The 24,622-nt window shown below is 60.4% G+C and carries 29 protein-coding genes; 12 read left to right on the top strand and 17 right to left on the bottom strand.

Features of this window, described 5'->3' with window-relative positions; all coding sequences use genetic code 11:
- Positions 1–103: 103 nt before the first annotated feature.
- The 7 genes from artP (at position 104) to ACJ8IM_RS07765 (ending at position 4,551) form a co-directional block, all read left to right on the top strand.
- Positions 104–832, top strand: a complete 729-nt coding sequence (artP, locus tag ACJ8IM_RS07795) for an arginine ABC transporter ATP-binding protein ArtP (protein ID WP_038884338.1) — start codon at positions 104–106, stop codon at positions 830–832.
- A 32-nt stretch (positions 833–864) separates the two neighbouring features.
- A complete protein-coding gene (gene artJ / locus ACJ8IM_RS07790) occupies positions 865–1,596 on the top strand; it encodes an arginine ABC transporter substrate-binding protein (RefSeq protein WP_033637819.1) in 732 nt (243 codons plus the stop codon).
- Positions 1,597–1,605: 9 nt separating this feature from the next.
- On the top strand, positions 1,606–2,322 hold the full coding sequence (artQ, locus tag ACJ8IM_RS07785; protein ID WP_033637818.1) for an arginine ABC transporter permease ArtQ: 717 nt from the start codon (positions 1,606–1,608) through the stop codon (positions 2,320–2,322).
- Positions 2,322–2,990: an arginine ABC transporter permease ArtM gene (gene artM / locus ACJ8IM_RS07780; protein ID WP_033637817.1), complete on the top strand. Its 669-nt coding sequence runs from the start codon at positions 2,322–2,324 to the stop codon at positions 2,988–2,990. The genes artQ and artM overlap by 1 nt, the downstream gene beginning before the upstream one ends.
- A 199-nt stretch (positions 2,991–3,189) precedes the next feature.
- Positions 3,190–3,924, top strand: coding sequence for an arginine ABC transporter substrate-binding protein (gene artJ, locus ACJ8IM_RS07775; RefSeq protein WP_033637816.1), 735 nt, complete (start codon positions 3,190–3,192; stop codon positions 3,922–3,924).
- A gap of 101 nt (positions 3,925–4,025) precedes the next feature.
- Positions 4,026–4,277, top strand: coding sequence for a type II toxin-antitoxin system Phd/YefM family antitoxin (locus ACJ8IM_RS07770; RefSeq protein ID WP_004928423.1), 252 nt, complete (start codon positions 4,026–4,028; stop codon positions 4,275–4,277).
- Positions 4,267–4,551, top strand: a complete 285-nt coding sequence (locus tag ACJ8IM_RS07765) for a type II toxin-antitoxin system RelE family toxin (protein ID WP_033654647.1) — start codon at positions 4,267–4,269, stop codon at positions 4,549–4,551. Before ACJ8IM_RS07770 ends, ACJ8IM_RS07765 begins: the two co-directional genes overlap by 11 nt.
- On the opposite strand, the gene rlmC is transcribed toward ACJ8IM_RS07765, so the two are convergent.
- The 9 genes from rlmC to ACJ8IM_RS07720 form a co-directional block, all read right to left on the bottom strand.
- The gene (rlmC, locus tag ACJ8IM_RS07760; protein ID WP_033654646.1) at positions 4,548–5,675 is read right to left on the bottom strand and encodes a 23S rRNA (uracil(747)-C(5))-methyltransferase RlmC; all 1,128 of its coding nucleotides are present in this window, start codon (positions 5,673–5,675) and stop codon (positions 4,548–4,550) included. The two genes, ACJ8IM_RS07765 and rlmC, sit on opposite strands and share 4 nt — an antisense overlap.
- A 69-nt stretch (positions 5,676–5,744) precedes the next feature.
- Positions 5,745–6,224 (bottom strand): YbjO family protein, encoded by a 480-nt coding sequence (locus ACJ8IM_RS07755; protein WP_049197168.1) that lies wholly within the window; start codon positions 6,222–6,224, stop codon positions 5,745–5,747.
- A gap of 104 nt (positions 6,225–6,328) precedes the next feature.
- Entirely contained in the window at positions 6,329–7,174 is an 846-nt protein-coding gene (gene potI / locus ACJ8IM_RS07750; protein ID WP_016928360.1) for a putrescine ABC transporter permease PotI, read from the bottom strand.
- Positions 7,171–8,133, bottom strand: a complete 963-nt coding sequence (gene potH / locus ACJ8IM_RS07745) for a putrescine ABC transporter permease PotH (RefSeq protein ID WP_033646669.1) — start codon at positions 8,131–8,133, stop codon at positions 7,171–7,173. Before potH ends, potI begins: the two co-directional genes overlap by 4 nt.
- Before the next feature lie 24 nt (positions 8,134–8,157).
- Entirely contained in the window at positions 8,158–9,291 is a 1,134-nt protein-coding gene (gene potG / locus ACJ8IM_RS07740; RefSeq protein WP_033637812.1) for a putrescine ABC transporter ATP-binding subunit PotG, read from the bottom strand.
- 123 nt (positions 9,292–9,414) lie between these two features.
- Entirely contained in the window at positions 9,415–10,524 is a 1,110-nt protein-coding gene (gene potF, locus ACJ8IM_RS07735; RefSeq protein WP_033637811.1) for a spermidine/putrescine ABC transporter substrate-binding protein PotF, read from the bottom strand.
- Positions 10,525–10,930: 406 nt separating this feature from the next.
- Complete coding sequence (locus tag ACJ8IM_RS07730) at positions 10,931–11,410, bottom strand: YbjN domain-containing protein (RefSeq protein ID WP_004938666.1); 480 nt, start codon at positions 11,408–11,410, stop codon at positions 10,931–10,933.
- A 135-nt stretch (positions 11,411–11,545) separates the two neighbouring features.
- Positions 11,546–12,448 carry a 30S ribosomal protein S6--L-glutamate ligase gene (gene rimK, locus ACJ8IM_RS07725; protein ID WP_033637810.1) on the bottom strand — a complete coding sequence of 301 codons (903 nt, stop codon included), beginning with the start codon at positions 12,446–12,448 and terminating at the stop codon, positions 11,546–11,548.
- Positions 12,449–12,502: 54 nt separating this feature from the next.
- Complete coding sequence (locus ACJ8IM_RS07720) at positions 12,503–12,805, bottom strand: YbjC family protein (protein ID WP_033646672.1); 303 nt, start codon at positions 12,803–12,805, stop codon at positions 12,503–12,505.
- Between the two features lie 230 nt (positions 12,806–13,035).
- Here ACJ8IM_RS07720 and ACJ8IM_RS07715 point away from each other — a divergent pair, with 230 nt between their 5' ends.
- Positions 13,036–13,299 carry a GrxA family glutaredoxin gene (locus ACJ8IM_RS07715; RefSeq protein ID WP_004938676.1) on the top strand — a complete coding sequence of 88 codons (264 nt, stop codon included), beginning with the start codon at positions 13,036–13,038 and terminating at the stop codon, positions 13,297–13,299.
- 45 nt (positions 13,300–13,344) lie between these two features.
- Here ACJ8IM_RS07715 and ACJ8IM_RS07710 read toward each other — a convergent pair whose 3' ends face one another.
- On the bottom strand, positions 13,345–13,734 hold the full coding sequence (locus tag ACJ8IM_RS07710) for an inner membrane protein YbjM (RefSeq protein WP_033637808.1): 390 nt from the start codon (positions 13,732–13,734) through the stop codon (positions 13,345–13,347).
- Between the two features lie 294 nt (positions 13,735–14,028).
- Here ACJ8IM_RS07710 and ACJ8IM_RS07705 point away from each other — a divergent pair, with 294 nt between their 5' ends.
- Complete coding sequence (locus ACJ8IM_RS07705) at positions 14,029–15,717, top strand: aspartate:alanine antiporter (protein WP_072008430.1); 1,689 nt, start codon at positions 14,029–14,031, stop codon at positions 15,715–15,717.
- Between the two features lie 508 nt (positions 15,718–16,225).
- Here the strand turns inward: ACJ8IM_RS07705 and ACJ8IM_RS07700 are convergent.
- The 4 genes from ACJ8IM_RS07700 to ACJ8IM_RS07685 all read right to left on the bottom strand — a co-directional run bounded on the left by ACJ8IM_RS07700 (position 16,226) and on the right by ACJ8IM_RS07685 (position 19,599).
- Positions 16,226–16,576, bottom strand: a complete 351-nt coding sequence (locus ACJ8IM_RS07700; RefSeq protein WP_133159876.1) for a hypothetical protein — start codon at positions 16,574–16,576, stop codon at positions 16,226–16,228.
- 184 nt (positions 16,577–16,760) lie between these two features.
- Positions 16,761–17,453: a 4-hydroxythreonine-4-phosphate dehydrogenase gene (locus ACJ8IM_RS07695; protein ID WP_033654641.1), complete on the bottom strand. Its 693-nt coding sequence runs from the start codon at positions 17,451–17,453 to the stop codon at positions 16,761–16,763.
- A gap of 32 nt (positions 17,454–17,485) precedes the next feature.
- Positions 17,486–18,487 carry a 4-hydroxythreonine-4-phosphate dehydrogenase PdxA gene (pdxA, locus tag ACJ8IM_RS07690; protein ID WP_033654640.1) on the bottom strand — a complete coding sequence of 334 codons (1,002 nt, stop codon included), beginning with the start codon at positions 18,485–18,487 and terminating at the stop codon, positions 17,486–17,488.
- Entirely contained in the window at positions 18,484–19,599 is a 1,116-nt protein-coding gene (locus ACJ8IM_RS07685) for a four-carbon acid sugar kinase family protein (RefSeq protein ID WP_033654639.1), read from the bottom strand. Before ACJ8IM_RS07685 ends, pdxA begins: the two co-directional genes overlap by 4 nt.
- A gap of 112 nt (positions 19,600–19,711) precedes the next feature.
- On the opposite strand from ACJ8IM_RS07685, the gene ACJ8IM_RS07680 reads away from it, so the two are divergent.
- The gene (locus tag ACJ8IM_RS07680; protein WP_051917640.1) at positions 19,712–20,617 is read left to right on the top strand and encodes a LysR family transcriptional regulator; all 906 of its coding nucleotides are present in this window, start codon (positions 19,712–19,714) and stop codon (positions 20,615–20,617) included.
- A gap of 55 nt (positions 20,618–20,672) precedes the next feature.
- On the opposite strand, the gene eco is transcribed toward ACJ8IM_RS07680, so the two are convergent.
- Entirely contained in the window at positions 20,673–21,185 is a 513-nt protein-coding gene (gene eco, locus ACJ8IM_RS07675) for a serine protease inhibitor ecotin (RefSeq protein ID WP_033637803.1), read from the bottom strand.
- Between the two features lie 142 nt (positions 21,186–21,327).
- Positions 21,328–22,173, bottom strand: coding sequence for a 5'-methylthioadenosine/S-adenosylhomocysteine nucleosidase (locus tag ACJ8IM_RS07670; protein ID WP_101455802.1), 846 nt, complete (start codon positions 22,171–22,173; stop codon positions 21,328–21,330).
- Between the two features lie 147 nt (positions 22,174–22,320).
- On the opposite strand from ACJ8IM_RS07670, the gene ACJ8IM_RS07665 reads away from it, so the two are divergent.
- On the top strand, positions 22,321–23,055 hold the full coding sequence (locus ACJ8IM_RS07665) for a phosphatase PAP2 family protein (RefSeq protein WP_101455801.1): 735 nt from the start codon (positions 22,321–22,323) through the stop codon (positions 23,053–23,055).
- Between the two features lie 5 nt (positions 23,056–23,060).
- Positions 23,061–23,666, top strand: coding sequence for an undecaprenyl-diphosphate phosphatase (gene ybjG, locus ACJ8IM_RS07660; protein WP_033654636.1), 606 nt, complete (start codon positions 23,061–23,063; stop codon positions 23,664–23,666).
- A 37-nt stretch (positions 23,667–23,703) separates the two neighbouring features.
- Here ybjG and ACJ8IM_RS07655 read toward each other — a convergent pair whose 3' ends face one another.
- Complete coding sequence (locus tag ACJ8IM_RS07655) at positions 23,704–24,540, bottom strand: hypothetical protein (RefSeq protein ID WP_060421614.1); 837 nt, start codon at positions 24,538–24,540, stop codon at positions 23,704–23,706.
- Positions 24,541–24,622: the final 82 nt, after the last annotated feature.

The raw sequence follows: 24,622 nt of genomic DNA, 5'->3' as shown, positions 1-24,622 counted from the left end.
TTACTGTCCCGCCGCACACTCATAAATTTTAACGCACAAAGATTGCATAAGTATTCTGTGGAAGTTAACATTTGCGGCATCAATGTCTATTCAATTCTGGCGCATGAGTATTCAACTTAACGGTATCAATTGCTATTACGGCGCTCACCAGGCGCTGTTTGACATCACGCTGGATTGTCCAGCCGGGGAAACCCTGGTGCTGCTTGGCCCAAGCGGCGCCGGGAAAAGTTCATTGCTGCGGGTGCTGAACCTGCTGGAAATGCCGCGTTCGGGCCAACTGCAGATCGCCGGCAACCAATTCGACTTCAAGCAGGCGCCTGGCGAGAAAGCCATTCGCGAACTGCGTCAAAATGTCGGCATGGTGTTCCAGCAATACAACCTGTGGCCTCACCTCACCGTGGTTCAGAACCTGATCGAAGCGCCTTGCCGCGTGCTGGGTCTGACCAAGGCTCAGGCGATGGAGCGCGCCGACAAGCTGCTCAAGCGCCTGCGCCTGACCGACTTCGCCGATCGCTTCCCGCTGCACCTTTCCGGCGGCCAGCAGCAGCGCGTGGCAATCGCCCGCGCCCTGATGATGGAACCGCAGGTGCTGCTGTTCGATGAACCGACCGCGGCGCTGGATCCGGAAATCACCGCTCAGATCGTCAGCATCATTCGCGAACTGGCCGGCACCGGCATCACGCAGGTGATCGTCACCCACGAAGTGGAAGTGGCGCGCAAGACCGCCAGCCGCGTGGTGTACATGGAAAACGGCCACGTGGTGGAGCAAGGCGACAGCAGCCACTTCACGCAGCCGCGGACCACCGAGTTTGCCAACTACTTATCACACTAACAATTAACTTGCTGTAATTTGGGGAGTTTGCGATGAAAAAACTAATAATCGCCGCCGTTCTGGCCGGCATCAGCGTTTCCGCCTCCGCAGCCGAAACCATCCGTTTCGCTACCGAAGCCTCCTATCCTCCATTTGAATTTATTGACGCCGGCAACAAGATTCAGGGTTTTGATGTCGATCTGGCCAACGCGCTGTGCAAAGAGATGCAGGCCGAGTGCACCTTCACCAACCAGGCGTTCGACAGCCTGATCCCAAGCCTTAAATTCAAGCGTTTCGATGCGGTGATGGCCGGCATGGACATTACGCCGGAACGTGAAAAGCAGGTGCTGTTCACCAAGCCGTACTACGATAATTCGGCGCTGTTCATCGCGCAGAAAGGCAAAATCGCCGACGTGGCGGCGCTGAAAGGCAAGAAAGTGGGTGTGCAAAACGGCACCACTCACCAGAAATACCTGACCGACAAGCACCCGGAAATCACCACCGTGCCTTACGACAGCTACCAGAACGCCATTTTGGATCTGAAGAACGGCCGCGTTGATGCGGTGTTCGGCGATACCGCGGTGGTCAACGAGTGGCTGAAGCAGAATGACGCGCTGGCGGCAGTGGGCGCCAAAGTCACGGATAAAGACTACTTCGGCACCGGCCTCGGCATCGCGGTACGCCAGAAGAACACCGAGCTGCAGGGCAAGTTCAACGCCGCTCTGGACAAGATCAAGCAGGATGGGACCTATGAAACCATCTACAAAAAATGGTTCCAGCAGTAATACGCCCCGATGAATGAATTTCAACCTTTAGCAAGCGCCGCCGGCATGACCGTCGGCCTTGCCGTTTGCGCCCTGATCCTCGGGCTGATTCTGGCGATGCTGTTCGCCGTATGGGAATCGTCCCGCTGGAAAGCGGTCAGTTGGCTCGGCACCGCCTGGGTGACCGTGCTGCGCGGCCTGCCGGAAATCCTGGTGGTGCTGTTTATCTATTTCGGTTCGTCGCAGCTGCTGCTGATGCTCTCCGACGGCTTTACCCTCAACCTCGGTCTGTTCCAGCTGCCGATTCAGCTGGCGATCGACAATTTCGAAGTCAGCCCGTTCCTGTGCGGGGTGATCGCTCTGGCCCTGCTCTATTCCGCCTACGCCTCGCAGACGCTGCGCGGCGCGCTCAAAGCGGTGCCGCAGGGGCAGTGGGAGTCCGGCCAGGCGCTGGGGCTCGGCAAGGCGGCGATCTTCTTTCGCCTGATCATGCCGCAGATGTGGCGCCACGCCCTGCCCGGCCTCGGCAACCAGTGGCTGGTGCTGCTGAAAGACACCGCGCTGGTGTCGCTGATCAGCGTGAACGATCTGATGCTGCAAACCAAAAGCATCGCCACCCGCACCCAGGAGCCTTTTACCTGGTATGTGATCGCGGCGGCCATCTACCTGCTGGTGACGCTGTTCAGCCAATACGTCATCAAACGCATTGAGCTGCGCGCCACGCGCTTTGAGCGGGGGCCGGTCTGATGATTGAGTATTTGCCGGAAATCCTCAAAGGGTTGCACACCAGCCTGACGCTGACCGTCGCCGCGCTGATCGTCGCGCTGGTGCTGTCGCTGCTGCTGACGGTGATCCTGACGCTGAAAACGCCAATCCTGACGCCGCTGGTCAAGATCTACGTGACGTTGTTCACCGGCACGCCGTTGCTGGTGCAGATCTTCCTGATCTACTACGGCCCCGGCCAGTTCCCGGCGATCCGCGACTACCCGTGGCTGTGGAATCTGCTGTCGCAGCCTTGGTTGTGCGCGATGATAGCGCTGGCGCTGAACAGCGCGGCCTACACCACGCAACTGTTCTACGGCGCGGTGCGCGCCATTCCCGCCGGGCAATGGCAGTCGTGCGAAGCGCTGGGCATGTCGCGCCGGCAGACGCTGCGCATCCTGCTGCCGTTCGCCTTCAAGCGCGCGCTGTCGTCTTACTCCAACGAAGTGGTGCTGGTGTTCAAAAGCACCTCGCTGGCTTACACCATCACGCTGATGGAAGTGATGGGCTACAGCCAGCTGATGTACGGCCGCACTTACGACGTCATGGTGTTTGGCGCCGCAGGCCTGGTGTACCTGTGCGTCAACGGCCTGCTGACGCTGCTGATGCGGCTGGTGGAGCGCCGCGCGCTGGCGTTTGAGCGCCGCAACTGAGGCCGCCTCCCCTCATGAGCCCCGCCGTCGTGCGGGGCTTTTTTTATCTCCAAGGCAATATTTAATCATTTTCATTGCATTTTAATTCACTCGATGGCAGGGTTATCAGCAGGTGTCCTCGCAAAAACCTCTGGCGATTACCAGTAAAAACAAACGATAGCGAAAAATCACTTTCAGGATCCAGACAGGAGCTCTACGCATGAAAAAACTGCTGCTTGCCGCGACGATGTTGGCCGGAATCACCTTTAACGCCACCGCGGCCGAGACCATCCGCTTCGCCGCCTCCGCCACCTACCCGCCGTTCGAATCGCTCGACGCCAATAACCAGATCGTCGGCTTCGATATCGATCTGGCCAACGCGCTGTGCAAGCAGATGCAGGCGCAGTGCACCTTCACCAACCAGGCGTTCGACAGCCTGATCGCCGCGCTGAAATTCAAGAAATACGATGCGGTGATTTCCGGTATGGATATCACGCCGGAGCGCAGCAAACAGGTCGCCTTCACCCAGCCTTACTACGCCAACTCGGCGATCGTGATTGCGCAAAAAGGCAAGTTCAGCTCGCTGGCGGATCTGAAAGGCAAAAAGCTCGGCATGGAAAACGGCACCACCCACCAGAAATACATGCAGGACAAGCACCCGGAGATTAACACCGTCTCTTACGACAGCTACCAGAACGCCATTCTGGAGCTGAAAAACGGCCGTATCGACGGCGTGTTCGGCGACACCGCCGTGGTGAACGAGTGGCTGAAAACCAACCCGCAGCTGGCGCCGGTCGGCGAGCACATCACCGATGCGCAATACTTCGGCACCGGTCTCGGCATCGCGGTGCGCCCGGACAACCAGGCGCTGCTGGCCAAGCTGAACGCCGCGCTGGACGCCATCAAGGCCGACGGCACCTACAAGGCCATCAACGACAAGTGGTTCCCGCAGTAAGTCCGCATGTGGAGCCGCCATCCTTTGGCGGCTCCATCCGATTGCCACCCCATCCGGTTAGTGCTAAATTTGATACTGAATTTAGCATCAAGGATAACATCATGACGGTTCAACCCATTCTTGCCGATTCCGCAGTCAGCATCAGCGATTTTAAGAAATCGCCCAACGCCGCCCTTAAAGAGGCACAAGGGCAGCCGGTCGCCGTCCTGACCAACGGTAAGATTTCGGGATATTACGTCTCACCGGAAACCTGGGAGGCTATCGCGGAGTACCTGGAAGATATCGAACTCGCTGAAATCGTTCGTTCACGGATGAACGGCAAACGCATTAAGGTCAATTTGGATGACTTATAAGCTTGAATTCGAAGAACATGCGCTGAAGGAATTTAAAAAACTGTCCCCGGTGATCCGGGAACAGTTCAAAAAAAAGCTGGTATCGGTATTGGTTAATCCCCACGTCCCCGCCAACAAACTCGCCGGTTTGCCCGATTGCTACAAAATCAAACTCAGAGCATCAGGCTTTCGTTTGGTGTATCGCGTCATGGAAACGGAGATCGTGGTTCTGGTCCTGTCTGTGGGCAAACGCGAACGTTCAGCGGCTTATACGGCTGCCAAAAAGCGCCTTTAACACCGCACCAACAGCGTCAGCACTTCGTAGTGCGCAGTATGCGGGAACATGTCGAACAGCTGCACCCGTTCGATGCGGTACCCCGGCAACATCTCGATATCTTTCGCCATGCTCTCGGCGTTGCAGCTGGAATAGAGAATATAGTCCGGCGCCATCCGGCTCAAATAGTCGCACAGCGCCTGGCCGATGCCGCGCCGCGGCGGGTTAACCAGCACCAGTTGCGGCACCTGGCCTTCGGCGGTGGCGAAACGGGTAGAATCGAGCGCCTGAAAATCTACGTGCAACAACCCTAACCGCTGCGCCGACTGGCGCGCGCAGGCGATCGCTTCCGCGCTGATTTCGATGCCGGTCAGCCGCGTTTGCGGCTGCGCGCAGTGCAGGCCGAAACCGCCGACGCCGCAGAACAGATCCCACATGCTGTCGATACCCAGCGCGCGCACCCAGTCGCGGGCGGTGGCATACAGATCGGCGGCGACCTGCGGGTTGGTCTGGAAGAAGCTTTGCGGGCGGATGAACAGCGGCACCTGATTGAACCGTTCCTCCAGCGCCTGCTGTTCGGTCAGCGCAATCTCGCGCTCCCCTTCCATGATCGCCATGTGCACCGGCTGAATATTGGCGGAGATCACCTTGAGCTGCGGCAGCTGCTGCTGCAGCCACGGCAGCGCGGCGCGCAGCTGCGCCAGCTTGGTTTCCGAGCGCAGCACGAAGCGCAGCATCACGCCGCCGTCGAGCGTGCTTTCGGTCAGCAGCAGGTACTTCAGCTCGCCGCGTTTGCGCGCCACGTTATACGGCGTCAGGCCCGCGCGGGCGATAAAGCTTTTCAGCACCGCGAACATCGGCGCAAAACCGGCAGGGTACAGCGGGCAGTCGCTCAGATCGGCCGGTGTGCCGTCGCGGTGCAGCATGCCGAGCAGCGGGCGCTCCACGCTGCCGCTGACCACCATCTTGGCTTTATTGCGAAATGCGCTCAGTTCCCCCGCCACCGGCTGCAGCCACTGCGCGACGTCGCGCCCGGCCAGCAGCGAGTGCAGGTGATGCTGTTTGTCGGCCAGTTGCTGCGGATAGGGCTTTTCCAGCCACTGACAGGAACGGCAGGTGCCCGCCGTATACAAAGCGCAATGCATGAAGATTACCGTGAAGTTCAGGATGACGAATCAAGGGCGCAGAGTTTACCACTCCGCGCGCCTAAAATCTCACTTGCGCGCGGTGAAGAAGCGGCGGCTGGCGGTGGGAACGAACAGCAACGCCAGGATCACCGCGTCGGGGATCTTTTGCAGGATCAGAACGTGCAGGATTTGGCCGCTGGTTTCGCCTTCCACGGTGAACACCTCGGGAAAGACGCTGCCGATGGTGGCCAACAGCAGGTAAAGCACCACGATGCATTGGCAGGCCACATATCCCCAGCGCCCCCAGTTGCGGCCGCGCATCACGGCAAAACCGCAGCTGATTTGCAGGCACAGCAGCAGCAGGCCGGCCAGAAAGATAAAGGTAGAATCCCACGCCTGCGCGCTGGTATTGACGAACTCCTGCGCGCCGTCGACGCCCAGCTCGCCCAGCAGCAGCACCACGCTGATACATTTGATCGCGACCATGGCGGTACCCGCCACCATCACCGGCACCGGCGCATCCGAAGTCGATCCCATTCCCTGCCCGCTTTTCAGCATGTCTGACATATCCGTATTCCGCTACGACGCGCCACCTATACAGGTGGCGCATGTAAAGTCAGGTAGTTAGTTGCAATACTTATTGATTGCAAAAATAGCAGGTTTGTTACGATTCAGCTACGGGCCGCCCGCTGCAATTCGCGCGATCGTTGTTTTTCCGAGCGCGCCATAAACCACCAGGCGATCAGGCCGAGAATGCCCACCACCAGCAGGATCAGGCTGGCCAACGCGTTAATTTCCGGATTCACCCCCATGCGCACGCTGGAGAACACCAGCATCGGCAGCGTGGTAGCGCCCGGGCCGGAGACGAAGCTGGCGATCACCAGGTCGTCCAGCGACAGGGTGAACGCCAGCATCCAGCCGGAGATCAGCGCCGGCGCGATCATCGGCAAGGTGATGACGAAGAACACCTTCAGCGGCGGCGCCCCCAAGTCCATCGCCGCCTCTTCAATTGAGCGATCCACCTCGCGCAGGCGCGAGCTGATCACCACCGCCACGTAAGCGGTACAGAAGGTGACATGCGCCAGCCAGATGGTGAACATGCCGCGCTCCGACGGCCAGCCGAAGGCGTGCCCCATCGCCACGAACAGCAGCAGCAGCGACAGGCCGGTGATCACGTCCGGCATCACCAGCGGCGCAGTCAGCATAAACGCGAAGCCGGTCGAACCGCGAAAGCGGCCGAAGCGCACCATCACCACGGCGGCGATGGCCCCCAGTACCACCGCGGCGGTGGCGGAAGCGGCAGCGATGGTCAGGCTGAGCCCCACCGCGCTGATCATCGCCGAGTCGTGGAACAGTTCGGTATACCAGCGCGTGGACCAGCCGGCCCACACCGTCACCAGCTTGGAGCTGTTGAAGGAGTAGATCACCAGCATCAGCATCGGCGCATACAGGAAGGTAAAGCCGATCGTCAGGATGGCGATGCGCCACGGTGAACGCACTACCGGCAAGTTGTTCATGCCTGCCCCCCCATTTCCTTGTTCTGGTGTTTGTGGAACCACAAAATTGGCACGATCAGCAACAGCAGCATGATGGTGGCGACCGCCGAAGCCACCGGCCAGTCGCGGTTATTGAAGAACTCCTGCCACAGCACGCGGCCGATCATGATGCTGTCCGGCCCACCGAGCAGTTCCGGGATCACGAACTCCCCCACCGCCGGAATGAACACCAGCATCGAACCGGCGATGATGCCGCCGCGCGTCAGCGGCACGATCACGCTGAAGAAGGTTTTCAGCGGCCGGGCGCCCAGATCCAGCGACGCCTCCACCAGCGAGTAATCCAGCCGGATCAGCGCCGTGTAGATCGGCAGCACCATAAACGGCAGATAGGAATAAACGATGCCGATATACACCGCCAGGTTGGTGTGCAGGATCACCAGCGGCTGATCGATGACACCCAGCCACATCAGGAAGTTATTAAGAATGCCGTTGTTTTTCAGAATGCCCATCCAGGCATAGACGCGGATCAGGAACGAGGTCCAGGAAGGCAGGATCACCAGCAGCAGCAGAATGTTGCGGGTTGACGCCTTGCTGTGAGCCACCGCCCAGGCCAGCGGATAACCGATGATCAGGCAGCACAGCGTCGAGACCGCCGCCACGCGCAGCGACTGCAGGTAGGCGTCGATATACAGCGGATCGTCGGTCAGTTGCAGGTAGTTGGCGAAGTTGAGCGCGATGTTCAGCTTGCCGTCCACCCAGCTCATCAGCTCGGTGTAAGGCGGCACCGCCAGCGCCAGCTCCGCCAGGCTGATCTTGAACACGATCAGGAACGGCAGCATGAACAGCAGCGTCAGCCATAAATACGGCAGCGCGATCACCAGCTTGCGGCCGTGAGCCATCAGCAGGCGGTGGAACAGCGCCTTGAGGGTGCCGGGCGTTTTGGCCGGCGGTTCCGGCGTGCGTTCAGAAAGCAGGGTCATACGGGTTACTCCTCACCGGCTCCACTACACCGTCAACACTACGCAGCTGTCGGTTTCCCAGCACAGACGCACTTCATCGCCCCAGGTCGGCATCCCCTTGCGGAAACGGTGGCCGTTTTGCAGCTGGGCGCTGATAATCTGCCCGCTGTGCAGCTTCACGTGATAAATGGACAGATCGCCCAGGTAGGAAATATGCGCCACTTCTCCCACCGCGAAGTTGCAGCCGTCTTCCGGCACCTGTTCGCACAGCAGGATCTTTTCCGGCCGCAGCGCCACCTGGATCGGCACGCCGTCCACCACCGAGGCGTCCGGATCGACTTTGATCGCATGGCGCAACCCGGGGCTTTGCAGGATCAGCGCATCGTCGTGGCGCTCTTGCAATACGCAGTCGAAGACGTTGACCGAGCCGATAAATTCGGCGCTGAAGCGGCTGTTCGGATGCTCGTAGATCTCTTCCGGCTCGCCGATCTGCACGAACTTGCCGCGGTTCATGATGGCGATGCGCCCCGCCATGGTCATCGCCTCTTCCTGATCGTGCGTCACCATCACGCAGGTGACGCCGACGCGCTCGAGAATGTCGGTCACTTCCAACTGCATGCGATCGCGCAGTTTCTTGTCCAGCGCGCCCATCGGCTCATCCAGCAGCAGCAGCTTGGGCCGCTTGGCCAGGCTGCGCGCCAGCGCCACCCGCTGCCGCTGGCCGCCGGAAAGCTGGTGCGGCTTGCGTTTGGCGTACTCTTGCATGTGCACCAGCGCCAGCATTTCCGCCACCCGCTCGGCGATCGCCGCCCGTGGCATTTTGTCCTGTTTCAGGCCGAAGGCGATGTTCTGCTCCACCGTCATGTGCGGGAACAGCGCGTAGGACTGAAACATCATGTTGATCGGCCGCTGGTACGGCGGCACGTGCGACATATCCTGCCCATCGAGCACGATCTGCCCTTCCGAGGGCTGCTCGAAACCGGCCAGCATGCGCAGCAAGGTGGACTTACCGCAGCCGGACGGGCCGAGCAGCGCAAAGATCTCGCCCTTGTAGATGGTAAGGCTAACGTCTTCGACCGCGTTCTGCCCGTCGAAGGTTTTGGTGAGGTTACGGATTTCCAGCAGAGGGGTGAAAACCTTCTGCGACTTGGCTTGAGGACGAGGGATGGCGTCGTTCAATCGGGGTGCTCTCCGGCGTAAAGCGGCACAAAACCACGGCGAGCGCCGTGGCCCAAAACGGCAATGCAGGCGGGGAGCGCCCGCCTGCCGGTTTACCGACGATCGGGGGATATCCCCCCATCATCACTTCCCGCTTTTAACTTTAGTCCATGCGCGGGTAATGACACGGTCCAGCTTCGGCGACTGTACGTTAAGCGTGAACAGCTTGGCGCGCAGATCGGCCGGCGGATAGACGTTCGGGTTATTGCGCACCTCAGCGTTCACCAACGGCGTGGAGTCCTTCACCGCATTGGCGTAATAGACATAGTTGCTGATGCCGGCCATCACGTCAGGTTTCATCAGGAAGTTCAGGAACTGGTAGGCTGCGTCTTTGTTCTTGGCGTCCGCCGGCATGGCGAACATGTCAAAGTAGGTCAGCGCCCCTTCTTTCGGGATCGCGTAGGCCACGTTCACGCCGTTCTTCGCCTCTTTGGCGCGATTGGCCGCCTGCATCACGTCGCCCGACCAGCCGATCGCCACGCAGATATCACCGTTCGCCAGATCGTTGATGTATTGAGACGAGTGGAAGTAACGGATGTTCGGCCGCAGCTTCAGCAGCAGATCGTTAGCCGCGCCGGTATAGTCCGCCGCGTTGGTGCTGTTGGGATCTTTGCCCAGGTAGTGCAGCACGGTGGCGTAGACCTCGCTCGGCGCATCGAGGAAGGAGACGCCGCAGCTTTTCAGCTTCTCGAGGTTTTCCGGCTTGAGGATCAGATCCCAGCTGTCGACCGGCGCGTCTTTGCCCAATGCCGCCTTCACCTTGTCGACATTGTAGCCGATGCCGGTGGTCACCATCAGGTAAGGGATGCCGTATTTGTTGTCCTTGTCATTGTGCGCCACCAGCTTCAGCATCTCGGGATCGAGATTCTTGTAGTTGGGCATTTTGCTCTTGTCGAGCGGCTCGAAGATGCCAGCCTGCGACTGGCGCTCGAGGAAGTTGGATGAAGGAACCACCAGATCATAACCGGTGCTGCCCGCCATCAGTTTGCCTTCCAACACTTCGTTGGAGTCAAAGACGTCGTACACCACCTTGATGCCGGTTTCTTTCTGGAATTTGGCCAGGGTATCCGGCGCGATATAGTCGGACCAGTTATACACGTGCAGCGTTTTCTCTTCGGCTGACGCCGTGACGGACGCGGCCATCAACAGGCCGGCAACCACACCCGATAACCACTTTTTACGTTGGGTGACCATCCGTAACTTCCTCCAAAACAGGGTGAATCATAGAATTGAACTTGTATCTGCAGCGATACAAAACCTTTCCTGATCGAGCACAATCGTTGCAACCGCGAACTGAATGGCTATGCATATGATTGCATGCGCCTTTTTTCACTGCCCTGCTCGCGTGGCCACAAGGGAAATCGCAAGCCCTTTGCAGAATCAGCAGCATAGCCGCTGCCATCGCAACCCGCCAGCCCCCAGGGTAAAAAACGCCTTTTATCGATTTTTTATGCAGTTTTTCTCTATGTGATACGCCATTAACGGCACAAAAGGCGAGAAAGATCGGGCGGCAAAGGCCAAAGTGCAGAATATTTTATTGCGGAGGGGAATAACGGCAGCATGCCGCCGGAGCGACGGCATGCTTAAGGTACGACGAGGATCAGTGCAGCATCGGCTGACGCACGGCGCCAGCGGGGATCTCTTCTTCATCACCCATAAACAGCAGATCGTTCGCCCGCGCCTCGAGGATCACCATCGAGACCTGCTCTTCGCCCTGCTGCATGAAGTGGGTAAACTGCTCGTAGGTGATGCCGACCGCCACGCTCAACGACTGGCAGACGATCAGCTTCGGCAGGTTGTCGTCCTGAATGTCGACGAACGCCTTGATGGTCAGCGAACTGGCGTTGATCTGGCTCAGGTCCGCCACCAACGGGATCAGCGCGGTCGGCTTCACCTCGGCCAGCGCGGAAAACAGAATGACGTTGTCCACCAGATCTATCTTGGCGTCGAACACGCCGTCGAAGTTCTGCATGTGCGGCAGGTGCAGCGCCTGGCAGGAATCGCACTCAAAGAAAGAGATGCCCGACTGATCCAGCCAGCGCCGCAACAGCGCCAAATCGGGGACAATGAGTGAATCCATAATAACCAGCCTCACAATATTCAATACGCGAAAAGGCGCATAGCTTACGGAATATTCACCCGATACGCCACGATCAATGCGGCTTAATTCACTAATTCAGATATTGCACGGCGGGAAAAGCGCGCCCCCGCCCCGTCAACCGCCGGATTTCAGGCGAAAGCCCGGCCGGCCGCGCTGCTCAATGTATTCGATCATCATGCCGGCGATGTCCAGCCCGGTGGTGGTTTCCACCCCTTCCAGCCCCGGCGACGCGTTGACCTCCATCACCAGCGGGCCGCGCTCGGCGCGCAGGATATCCACCCCGGCGACGTCCAGCCCCAGCGTACTGGCCGCTTTCACCGCGATCGCCCGCTCCCTGGCGGTGATGGTCACCTTGCGGGCGGTGCCGCCGCGGTGCAGGTTGGAGCGAAACTCGCCCGGCTTGGCCTGCCGTTCGATGGCGGCCACCACCCGGCCGCCGACCACCAAACAGCGCACGTCGCGCCCCTGCGCTTCACGCACGTATTCCTGCACCAGGATGTGGGCGTTCAGCCCGCGAAAGGCGTCGATCACGCTTTCCGCCGCCTGGCGGGTTTCCGCCAGCACCACGCCGATGCCCTGCGTGCCTTCCACCAGCTTGACCACCAACGGCGCGCCGCCGACCAGTTCGATCAGGTCGCCGGTATCGTCCGGCGAATGGGCAAAGCCGGTAATCGGCAGATCGATGCCCTGCCGCGCCAGCAGCTGCAGCGAACGCAGCTTGTCGCGGGCGCGGGTAATGGCCACGGATTCGTTTAGCGGGTAGCTGCCGAGCAGCTCGAACTGGCGCAGCACCGCCGTGCCATAAAAGGTGATGGCGGAGCCGATGCGCGGGATCACCGCATCGTAACGCTCCAGTTGGCGGCCGCGATAATGAATGGTCGGCGCCGCCGGATTGATGTTCATGTAGCAGGAGAGCGGATCGATGATATCGATGCTGTGCCCGCGATCTTCCGCCGCTTCACGCAGCCGCTTGCATGAGTAGAGCGTTCCGTCGCGAGAAAGAATGGCAATTTTCACTCGTCACCCCAAAGGCCAACGCCTGCCCGGCAGGCGGGTTAGCGGCCGCGGCGCTCAGGCGCGCGGATCGCTGTCCTGATTATCTTTCGATTGCGGTTTGCGGCGATCGTTTTCCGGCGGCAACCCGCCGCGCATCAGCGGCCCGAAGCCCTGCACCACGCGCCACACCAGAAACGCCGCCGCCGGCACCATCAGCGCCACGCCGAGGAAAATCATGCCGACCGCCGCCTGCTGCGAAGCCAGCCAGCCCGGCAGCTGCAGGTGCCCGTGAATGCTGAGGTAGGCCAGCACCAGCATCACGATGCCCAGCCCTTCCAACACCAGCACCGGGCGCGGTAAGTCACCGAATGAACGCATATTTTTCTTCTCCAGAAGGTCTGTCTCCAGTGTAGTGAATTCCCGTCGGCGGCGACAGCCCCGGCCGACTAATTGGTTACATGAATCAAACTAACAGGTAATTCCTGCTTTTTTTTCGCCGTCTCAACGGGCATAGTAGGCGCCATCTGACGCAGGTAATGACTTTTTCGGTGACGGGATGTCGTTGCGGTAGCGAACAATTTATTGAAAATCCAATTAAGGAGCGTTGCATGTTTGCAGTAATCTTCGGGCGTCCTGGCTGTCCTTATTGTGTCCGCGCTAAAGAACTGGCGGAAAAACTGACTGAAGAACGCGACGATTTCAACTTCCGTTACGTTGACATCCACGCGGAAGGCATCACCAAGGCCGATCTGGAAAAAACCGTCGGCAAACCGGTTGAAACCGTGCCGCAGATCTTCCTGGATGAGAAGCACATCGGCGGTTGCACCGATTTCGAAGCTTACGCCAAAGAACACCTGAACCTGTTCCAGTAAGTTTTTGAACGACAAAGACAAAAAAGGCGCTTAACGCGCCTTTTTTTATTGCCGCTGCCGCCGGTGCAGCTGCTGCAGCGTCTGCAACAGGCCGAGGGCGAACAGCATCAGCATCGCGCCGAACACGCACCAGAACACCGCGCTGGTGGCGTAAGCCAGCTCCTGCCAGAACGAAGAGGACGGCGTCAGCCAGAAGTGGCGGATCAACAGGCACAGCGGCAGCGCATACAGCGCGCCGAGCAGCGGGCAAAGCAGCCGCTTGCGGCTCGACAGATAGCTGGCGATCGCACCGGGGATCACAAACAGCAGCAGGCCGGTTTCGCCGTGGTGCTCATGATCGGTGCTGCCGAACAGGCCGGTTTGCTGGCCGAGAAACACCAGGCTGAACAACAGAAAACAGCTGAGAATGCCCAGCCAATATCTATAACTCGTCATGCGAATTCTCCCCCGCCCAATTACCGCATCAATAGAAATCGGCCCGCTCACCCGCGCGGTGACGCTGAACCGAATTTTTTCCTTGGTCAAAAGAGAGTTAAATGCGCACGGCGGCGCAGGAAATCAGCTTTCTGTGCTGGCTGTCATCGGTCATAGCGTCTAGAATGAACGCCGCCGAACGATGGTTCGCTTTGCCTTCCGCTGGTGGTGATTTATAACGTCGTTTTAAGGCTGAATCTATCTCTTATAGTTATCTATATCAAGCACTTACTGGTAAACAATAAGTTATCCTCCGTGAACATAAACGTCGCTAGTTTGTTAAACGGTAACTACATTCTGTTACTGTTCGTGGTACTCGCACTGGGGCTGTGCCTCGGTAAACTCCGTCTGGGCTCCGTCCAACTCGGTAATTCCATTGGCGTTTTGGTGGTTTCGCTGCTGCTCGGCCAGCAACACTTCGCCATTAACACCGAGGCGCTGAATCTCGGCTTTATGCTGTTTATTTTCTGCGTCGGCGTGGAAGCCGGGCCCAACTTTTTCTCGATTTTCTTCCGCGACGGCAAAAACTACCTGATGCTGGCGCTGGTGATGGTCGGCTCGGCGATGGTGATCGCCATCGGTCTCGGCAAACTGTTCCACTGGGACATCGGCCTGACCGCCGGCATGCTGGCCGGCTCGATGACCTCGACGCCGGTGCTGGTGGGCGCCGGCGACACGCTGCGCAACACCATCGTCAACGGCCCGGCGCTGCTGGCGGCGCAGGATCATCTGAGCCTTGGCTACGCCCTCACCTACCTGATCGGTCTGGTCAGCCTGATCTTCGGCGCGCGCTACCTGCCGAAGCTGCAGCACCAGGACCTGTCCACCTCTGCCCAGCAGATCGCCCGCGAACGCGGCCTGGACACCGACAGCCAGCGCAAGGTCTACCTGCCGGTGATCCGCGCCTACCGCGTCGGCCCCGAACTGGTGGCCTGGGCCGACGGCAAGAACCTGCGCGAACTGGGCATCTACCGCCAGACCGGCTGTTACATCGAACGCATCCGCCGCAACGGCATTCTGGCCAACCCGGACGGTGACGCGGTGCTGCAGGTGGGCGACGAGATCTCGCTGGTCGGCTACCCGGACGCCCACGCGCGGCTGGATCCGAGCTTCCGCAACGGCAAGGAAGTGTTCGATCGCGATCTGCTCGACATGCGCATCGTCACCGAAGAGATCGTGGTGAAGAACAGCAACGCGGTGAACAAGCGCCTGAGCCAGCTGAAGCTGACCGACCACGGCTGCTTCCTCAACCGCGTGATCCGCAGCCAGATCGAAATGCCGATCGACGACAGCATCGTGCTTAACAAGGGCGACGTGCTGCAGGTGAGCGGCGACGCGCGCCGGGTGAAGAGCGTGGCGGAGAAGATTGGCTTTATCTCGATCCACAGCCAGGTGACCGACCTGCTGGCATTCTGCGCCTTCTTCATCATCGGCCTGCTGATCGGCCAGATCACCATTCAGTTCAGTAACTTCTCGTTCGGCATCGGCAACGCCGCCGGCCTGCTGATGTCCGGCATCATGCTCGGCTTCCTGCGCGCCAACCACCCGACCTTCGGCTACATTCCGCAGGGCGCGCTGAACATGGTGAAAGAATTCGGCCTGATGGTGTTTATGGCGGGCGTGGGCCTGAGCGCCGGCGCCGGCATCGGCCACAGCCTGGGCGCGGTCGGCGGCCAGATGCTGATCGCCGGGCTGATCGTCAGCCTGGTGCCGGTGGTTATCTGCTTCCTGTTCGGCGCCTACGTGTTGCGCATGAACCGCGCCCTGCTGTTCGGCGCCATTATGGGCGCCCGCACCTGCGCACCGGCGATGGAGATCATCAGCGACACCGCACGCAGTAATATCCCGGCGCTGGGCTATGCCGGTACCTACGCCATCGCTAACGTGCTGTTAACGCTGGCGGGTTCACTCATCGTGGTGCTATGGCCGGGGATACTCGGCTGATCGATTAGCGGGAGAGATGGTTCGGCGATAAGAATATTTTGATTTTTTTGTCGCCGGCCAGAACTTTCGTTGGGGACCGCAGTCTGAATTAGTGCCACTGCTTTTCTTTGATGTCCCCATTTTGTGGAGCCCGATAATCCCGCCTTTTAGGTTCAAGATTATCGGGTTTTTTGTTGCCTTGAAAAAGCCGTCTGTTGCCCGTTATCGCTTTGTGCGAAGCCAGTTCATAGCCAAACTCGCCAGAAAATCGGTGACCGAGGCCGCAGCCGCAACAGCGAATAATTTTCCCTCTCGTCACCCCCAAAAAGGCGAATAACGCCGCAAAAAAAGGTCCACCACGCCTGACTCAGCCGCCTCGGCCGTTTGTCGGCCGACAAGACAAATTTAATTAACGTCACAAGAACGAATTTGAGCCAGTTAATGATTAACGCCTGCACAACACTCACGAAGCGTTCGGTTTCCCTAAAGTGACGTTCTTTAAACCCCAAGCCGGCGCAGCAACGCCTGTTTAGAACCGCTGCTTGATAGGTTCATCACTGTTCAGATTGCCGTTGGCCTGCGCTTCCCCGCAGGTGGTGGGGCCAAAGGCCACCACTTTGCCGTCGCTGTTTCTGAAGCCGACGTAGAACGGCGTCACGGTGCCGTTCGGCAAGCGGTGGTGGTAGTCGTGGCATACGCCCTGGCCGTTCAGCGTCGGCAGGGTGGCGATCGGCGCGCCGAAATCCCGGCTTATCGAACGCTTGTCGGCGCCGACGTGAAAAGCGTCGGCGATCTTTTGATCGCGCAGCAGGCTGAAGGTATCGCAGCCGGTTAACAACAGGCTCACCGCCACAACGGCACTCCCTAACCCTTTATTCATTTTTCACTCCCTCTATATATATTGAACCTGGCGGCAATTACGCTGTTTTGCCGGGTAAACGTCGGCGAGCACCCAAGGGCGAGCCTGCTCGCAAGAGCATTAAAAAAGAGAAGCCATGCAAATTAATGATTCAACGAATGAGATAACCGCCCCATCGCCCTGGAAAGAACCGAATGGAGACGCGTTACAGTTTGCGGATCACATTGCCAATCAGGCATTTCACCGCGTTGATTTGCGCCGTCAGCCCCGGCTTATCGGCGGGAAACACGCCGTCCAGCGCCGCGGTACCGACGGTGAAACCAACCGCATTGCCCGTCACCACGGCGGCGATGCGATCTTCCCGGTCGATAGACCCGGCGATATAAACCGGTTTGTCGACCGCATCGCACACCCGCCGAATCAACGTCGGCACGTCGCCGGCAAAGCGGTAGGCCAGCAGATCCAGCCCTGTCACGCCCGGTAAAGCAGCGCGCTGGCGGGCGCTGGCGACAATATCGTCAATGTCACCTTCCAGCACGCTGGGGTGGCCGCTGATGCGGCCGGCGAACGGATAGTAGCGCAGGCCAGACTGACGAATGATCGGCAGCACGCTTTCCGGGCGCGTTCCCCCCATCAATACATCAACGCCCAATTCCAGCGCCGCGCGCGCCGAATTCATCTCGCTTTCCTCATCCAGGCTGACCACTTCCAGATACGCGGTGGCGCCGCCGGCGTGGATCGCCTGCGCCAACTGTTTGAGTTGATCCAGCGGCAGGCCGATATCCTTAAAGCCGATATGCTTCACGCCGGCAGCCAGCACTTCTGGCAGCCGCGCTTGCGCATCGGGCACCGTGCTGTCGTTGCGCGTCAGCATGAAAATAAACTCGGGTGTGTGCATGGTGTTTCCTTATTGTCTTCAGGTGATATGAGTTATTGGGCGCGCAGCATTTTTTCCGCCTGCCGGAAGGCGTACAGCAGGCTGGCGTGTTCCGCCCGTCCGCTGCCCGCAATATCGAACGCCGTACCGTGGTCGACCGAGGTGCGGATAAACGGCAGGCCGACGGTGACGTTAACGCCGTGATCCACCCCGAGATATTTCACCGGGATCAGGCCCTGGTCGTGATATTGGGCGACCACAATGTCGAACTCCCCGCGCCGGGCACGCATGAAAACGGTATCGCCGGGCCAGGGGCCGCTGACGTCCAACCCCTGTTCCCGCGCCAGGGCGATGGCGGGCACGATGACGTCAAGATCTTCGCGGCCGAACAGGCCGTTCTCCCCGGCGTGCGGATTCAGGCCGGCCACCGCAATGCGTGGTTTCGCTATGCCCAACGCCCGACAGGCCGTTTGCGCCAGATGAAACGCGCGCAGCTCATTTTCCACGGTCGCCGCGTCGATGGCGTCCCGCAGCGAAACGTGAATGGAAACCAGGATCACCCGCAGCTCGTCGTTGGCCAGCATCATGGCGAAATCCTGGGTGCCCGAGCGCGCCGCCAGGATCTCGGTGTGCCCCGGATAATCGATCCCCGCCAGGCGCATCGCTTCCTTGTTCAGCGGCGCAGTGACGATGCCGGCGATGCGCCCCGCCAGCGCCAGATCGATGGCGGCAACCACCCAGGCATAAGACGCCGCCCCCGCGCGCTTATCGAGCCTGCCGAGGGGCAAGTCCGCCGGCAGCGCAACGCCGGCGGAATAGACGGCGGTCTCCCCCCGCCGCCAGGCTTCGTCCCATCCCGCCAGCAAGGCGGGCAGTTCGCGGATAGGCAGCGTCAGCCCCAGACTGGCCGCCGCGCGCGCCAGTGCGCCGGCATCGCCAATCACCACATAAGGCGTGCTCAACCGCTCTGTGGCCGCCAGTTTGGCAATGATCTCCGGCCCGATGCCGGCGGGATCGCCCATGGTTATCGCCAGCGGCAAAGTGGAAAGGGTCATCGTTCTTCTCCTTCTCGGTCAGCGCGCAACCGGGTTACGCAGTTCAACAACGTACCGGCCCGGCCGAAACCGCCCGCCTTGGTGGCGAACGGCAGCCTGCGGCCCGGCAGATTCAACAAACCGAAAGGCACGCCGGGTTCCACCTCACCGAACAGCGTCAATGAGCCGGCCGCCATAGCGTCGACGATGCGCCGCGCGGTATCGCCGCCGGTCGCCACCAGCCCATCGAAGGCTGGCGTGCAACGGCTGACGACCGCGCCCAGCGCAGCGGCATGATCCGCCGTGGCCGCTCGCGACCGGGGCGACATCAGGCAAACCACATCGGCGCGCGCAAACGCCGTTCGCACCTCTTGCGCTACCGCCTCGGGATCGGCCGCTTCAGGCAGCGTGACCAGCACCGCGCCCGCCTGCCGCAGGCTTGCCAGCTGGGCGTCATTCGCCGGATGCAGGCTGCCAATCGCCACCAGCACCTTGCGGGCTCTCAGCGGCGGTTGAGCGGGCGCCGCGTTCTCCTTAGGGGACAACGCACGCGACAGCGCCGCCGCCAGGCCCGGCGATCCCACCCACACCACCGGTTCGGCAATGCCGATCCGCCTCACGACCTCATCCAACTCGCCGTTGTCTGCGGCGTCGAATACCTGAAAACGCGTCGGCTCCAGCCCCGCCATGCGCTCCATGACGTAGCCGGTGACGATCGGGTTCTTCGGATCGCGCGCAAAAGCGGTCTGCTCCAGCGCGACGCCGTCGACGTATTGCCGGCCGCCCACCGTGGTGCGGCCGGCATCCGGGAAGGCCGGCGCGACGATGGCTAGACGGCGCCCGCTGCCCGACAGCGCCCCGCGCGTTTCCGGCCCCAGATTGCCGCGCAGCGTGGAATCGATCGTTTTGTATATGAGGCGCGCTGGCTTCACACTGGCGGCGGCATGGCGAAAACGCCGCTCCGCCTGCTCCGGCGAAACGAAGCGGGAATCTAAATCGAAGGCGACGATCTCCGCGCCCTGCAACGCGGCATCGGGCAGGCGCAGCATGACGCAGGCGCTCAGTCCGCGTGCGGCGAACGGGGCCGCGCCGTCGAGCGCGCTGGTAAGATCATCGGCGAGAATGGCAATCATCGCAGTTACCCGTAAGTGGAAAGTGATGCACACTTTGGCGGATTTGGCTGGCAATAAAAAACGATTTGCGTAGTATCGATGATTGACAAAAACTCAATCAAAAGGGGGCGCAGTGCGTCAACGAAGGTTGCCTAACCTGGCGGTATTACGGGCTTTCGAAGCTACGGTGCGGTACGGCAGCGTGTCGAAAGCCGCCAAATCACTCAACGTCACCGACGGCGCCGTCAGCCGTGCGGTGCGCGAATTCGAGCAGACCCTGGGATTCGCGCTGTTTCAGCGCACCAGCCGCATGGTGCACCCGACGCCGCAGGCGCAAGAGCTGGCGAGCGAGATCGGCCGGGGGCTGGACAACCTGCAGTCGGCGATCGACCGCGCCTGTCGGCATCATCAGAATCGCCCGTTGGTGATCTCCTGCGAGCCGACCTTTCTGATCCGCTGGCTGATCCCGCGCCTGGCCGGTTTGCAGCAGGCGGTGGGGAAAGAGCGCGATCTGCAGCTGGTCTCCGCCGGCGGCGCCGTCGCCTTCTCGCGCGAAGGCATCGATCTGGCGATTCGCCGCAACGATTTCCCGATCGCCGACGACGTGGTCGCCCACCCGTTCCTCAAAGAACGGGTCGGCCCGGTTTGCCGCCGGGAGCATGCCGCGGCGGGGCGTGAACTGCGCGGCACCCTGCTCCACACCGAGACGCGACCGTTCGCCTGGCGCGACTGGTGCGCCCACAGCGGCTTCGAGATCCAGCCGGGCAACGAGCTGCGTTTCGAACATTTCTATCTCAGCCTGCAGGCGGCGGTCGCCGGCGCCGGTATCGGCATCGGCCCTTTGGCGCTGGTGGCGGATGACATCGTCAACGGCGCGCTGGTGGCGCCATATGGCTTTGCGCCTGACGGGACGGATTACGTGCTGATGACCCAGGCCGACGGCCAGGAGGATGCGATATTCTCAACGGTGTTGGATTGGCTGATCGCCATGGGGGAAGAAACCGAACGGGCGGTATTGGCGGGCGGAAAGAAAGCGTAACGGGGAAAAGTCTCCGCCTGCCGCGCAGGGCAAGCGGAGCGGCGTCAGGCGGCGATTACTTCTGCTCGGCCTGGCTTACGGTATCTTCGGCTTTCCAGATGCGGTATTTCACTTCCGCGTCTTTCGGCGCATACACCACGATCGGCAGGCGGCTGTTGTAGCGCTGCATCGCGGCGTCACCCAGGTTGGCGGCGATGAATTGCTTGGTCTTGGTGTTGTCCGGGCAGCCCATCATGGTCGAGGCCGGTTCAGAGAGCTTCTCCAGCACCAGATAATCGTAGCCCCAGCCGGACAGGGTTTTGGTTTCCAGCGTGCCGCCGATCATGTGGCGGTTGCAGTCCACCTCCAGCGTCTTGCCGATCAGCAGCTCCACCTTGTAGTTCTCTTCGTGCTCTTGCTTCGGCAGGTAGATCACCTGGCGGTTCATGCCCTTTTCGGCTTTCGGGTAAGGCGCGACCTTTTCCAGCGGCTGTTTGCTGATATCCGCGTCATCGCCAGAGGTAGCCGCCATAGCGCCGGCGGAAACGGCCATCAGCAGGCCGGAAAATACAACGGATGCCTTGTTCATGTTTTATCCCTACACGTTTTGTCAAATAATCCGCCTATAAACTAATACACTACCGCTAAGCCCGCCACAGGTTTAATCTTCTTTACAATAGGCGATAAATAGTGACAATCGCCTGATATCGTCGATTAACCGAAGCAATGGCTCAGTGTTTCTTCAGGTTGGCGATATAGGCCTTCGCCACCTGATAAACATAATCCTGGCATGCCAGCCCGGTTTGCGGATCGTATTTGCCCTGATTGGTGATGTTGTTGGACAACACGCGAATGCCGACGAACGGCACCTTGAATTCGGCGGCGATCTGCGCGGCGGAGGCGGTCTCCATCTCTTCGACCGAAGTTTGATAGCGGTCGTGGAAATAGCGAATGCGATCCAGCTCGCTGTTCCACACGTCGGCCGAGCCGATCACCCCTTCCACGACCTTGCCCTGTCGGTAATCGCTCTTAACGCTTTGCGCAATCGCCAGCAGGTTGGGGTCGGCGGGAAACTGGCGCAGGCTGTGCGCCTTTTTGTCCTCGCCGGCGCTGCCTTTGGAAGCCAACAGATCCATCGGCTGCCACTGCCGCGAGTCGCTGCCTGCCCCCAACGCCTTGGCCGGCGTTTTGAACGCCCCGAGATTGATCGAATATTTGCCCAGCACGATGTCATATACTTTCAGTGCCGGATCATGGCCGCCGGCGGTGCCCTGGTTGATGATCGCCACCGGGTGAAACTGCGTGGCGGCGATCGCCGTGGCCGCCGCGGCGTTGGACATGCCCTTCAGCGTCTCCGACACCACCACCGGGTAGCCGTCTACGGTGCCGTGCCAAAAGCGCCAGCCGCCAATCTGCTCCTCGCGCGGGTTTTCCAATCGCTGGGCAAAACGTTCCGCCTCCACCGGCATGGCGCCCTGCACCACGATCGGCCCGGCGGCCGCAGGTTGGCCAAAGCTCAGCGGAGAAAAGGCCGCACCGGCAGCCGCCAACAGTAAGACACGCGCGTTATTCTGCATCACCACACTCTCATCCCGAAAAAAAGCAAACGATTACCTTAGCCGAAGGCGGTGGCCTCGGATAGGATTTTCTTACCGGCGGACTAAGGTTTTCTTAAGACAGAATGATTACAGTGGCGTTATTCAATCCTGCCACCGAGCCTGCGCGTGAATCCAGAATCGTCATTAAATCAATCCTCAACGGCACCGCAAATTAAGACAACCGCCCTTTACTCCCTGCCGGCATCCTTTTACCGTTGGCAGGTTTTTGGCCTGCTGATCAGCGGCCTGCTGTTCCTGTGGCTTTCCCGCAGCGAACAGCTGGACTGGGCGATCGGCAACCTTTGGTACGATGCCGCCAGCGGGCATTTCCCGTGGCAAAACAATTATTGGCTGGATCTGATCAACCACCGCCTGCTGAAGCAAATAGTGATCGTCGGGGCGGTACTGGCGCTGTTTTGGGGCATCTATCGCCGCAGCGCGCGCCTGATCGTCAGCATGTTGCTTCTCGGCATCGGCCCGCTGGTGGTGGGCATTCTCAAGGCCACCAGCGCGCACTCCTGTCCGTGGGATCTGATCGAGTACGGCGGCAAGGCGATGTCCTTCCCGTTGTTCGGTGCGGTGCCGGCGCTGCCGGGCCCCGGCCGCTGTTTCCCCGGCGGGCACGCCTCGAGCGGTTTCGCGGTCATGGCGTTGTTTTTCCTGTTTTATCCGCAGCGCCCGCGCCTGGCCTGGTGGTGCTGGTGCGGCGGCATTGCGCTCGGCATGCTGATGGGCTTTGGTCAGATCATGCGCGGCGCACATTTTCTTACCCATAACCTGTGGGCGGGTTGGTGGGTTTGGTTAAGCCAGTTGGTTATTTATTGGATAATTAGCGGCTATTGGTGCCGCAAGATGAGGTAACGGTTATGGAGCAGTTAAACCATGTTCTTTTCGCCTGGATCAATGCGACCCCGGCGTCTCCCGAGTGGATGATTGATTTCGCCACCTTTTTGGCGCGCGATCTGATCATTATCGTGCCGCTGCTGATCGTCGGCCTGTGGCTGTGGGGGCCGCAAAGCCAGCTGGTTTCGCAGCGCGAAGTGGTGGCGAAAACCACGATCGCGCTGCTGTTCGCCATGCTTGCCGCCTCCACTATCGGCGCGCTGCTGCCGCATGAGCGCCCATTCGTCGCCGGCGTGGGGTATACCTTCCTGGCGCACGCGCCGGACAGCTCGTTCCCAAGCGATCACGGCACCGCCATCTTTACCTTTGCGCTGGCGTTCCTGTTCTGGCACCGAGTCTGGTCCGGTGCGCTGCTGATGATTGTCGCCGTCGGCATCGCCTGGTCACGCGTTTACCTCGGCGTGCACTGGCCGCTGGATATGGTCGGCGGTTTCCTGCTCGGCCTGGTCGGCTGCCTGTTCGCCCAGCTGGTGTGGAATCTGTTCGGCGATCCCCTCGCCGACAAGCTGTCGCGCCTGTATCGTTTCCTGTTCGCCTTCGCCATTCGCCGCGGCTGGGTGAAAGAGTAACCGTACAACATGACCGGGGCATTACCGCCCCGTGATTTCACACCACGCCGGTGGTCACGCAGAACGCACGCGTTTTTCCCGCTCCCAGCATCACCCCCGCCTCACCCTCTGGCGCATTCGGGCGACAGTTCGCCGGCTGAACAAAGGCCAGCAGCCGCCGGTTGCCCTGAACGGCGATGCGCCGCAGGCCATAGTTGAATTGCCCGGTGGCGAAACGCGTGACATAACGCCGGCCTTGCGGCGTCAGCATAAAGAACTCGGCCTGATCCACATAGCGCGTCAGATCGTCGGAGCACAGCAGTTCTTGCCCGATCGCATCCCCTAACAAAGCCGGCGTCGGCAGATTCTGGCGGAATACCGCGTCGGGAATGCAATCATAGTTGAGGCGACACACATAGCGCAGCGGCTGCGGCCGCTCGGCCAGGTTAGTGACCTTCATCTCTATGGCGAACTGCGCGCTCTGGGCTGCCAAACGCAGCGCCGGGCCGATGCGCCAACGCCCGCCCAACCGCTCGCCTTCGCCATGCAACGTCAGCTCATCGCCTGTCAGCTGCAGCCACACGCGCTGCATCTGCAGCGGCGCGCCGTCGTGGCTCGGCCAGGCGGGGCAGAACGCCGCGTCGTCAGCGCGCTTTCTCCCGAGACCGCGGGCGCTGCGGCGGCCCGATTTCAATGAATAACCGTCAAACTCGGCGTCCCAAATCGCCAGGCCCTCATACGGCAAGACCGTCAGCGCGCCGCGGCAGTTCGCCAGCGTCAGCATCGGCCCGCGTTCTGCGCAGCGATGCGCGCTCACCGCGAAATCCGCATTGCGGAACAGTTCCTGCCGATGCGCCCCGAAAGCTTCAGGATCCAGTTCGATGTTGATCTTCATCTTTTTTCCCTCGACGTTGCGCCCGCGCAGGCCGCGAGCCGTTAAATGTTATTTAAATAACAAAACTCCGCCTTTAAGTTAT

This window comes from Serratia sp. CY33525 (assembly GCF_052169115.1).
Classification (GTDB): domain Bacteria; phylum Pseudomonadota; class Gammaproteobacteria; order Enterobacterales; family Enterobacteriaceae; genus Serratia; species Serratia sarumanii.
The sequence above is the reverse complement of the archived record's forward strand: the minus strand, read 5'-3'. Positions and strand labels throughout refer to the sequence as shown.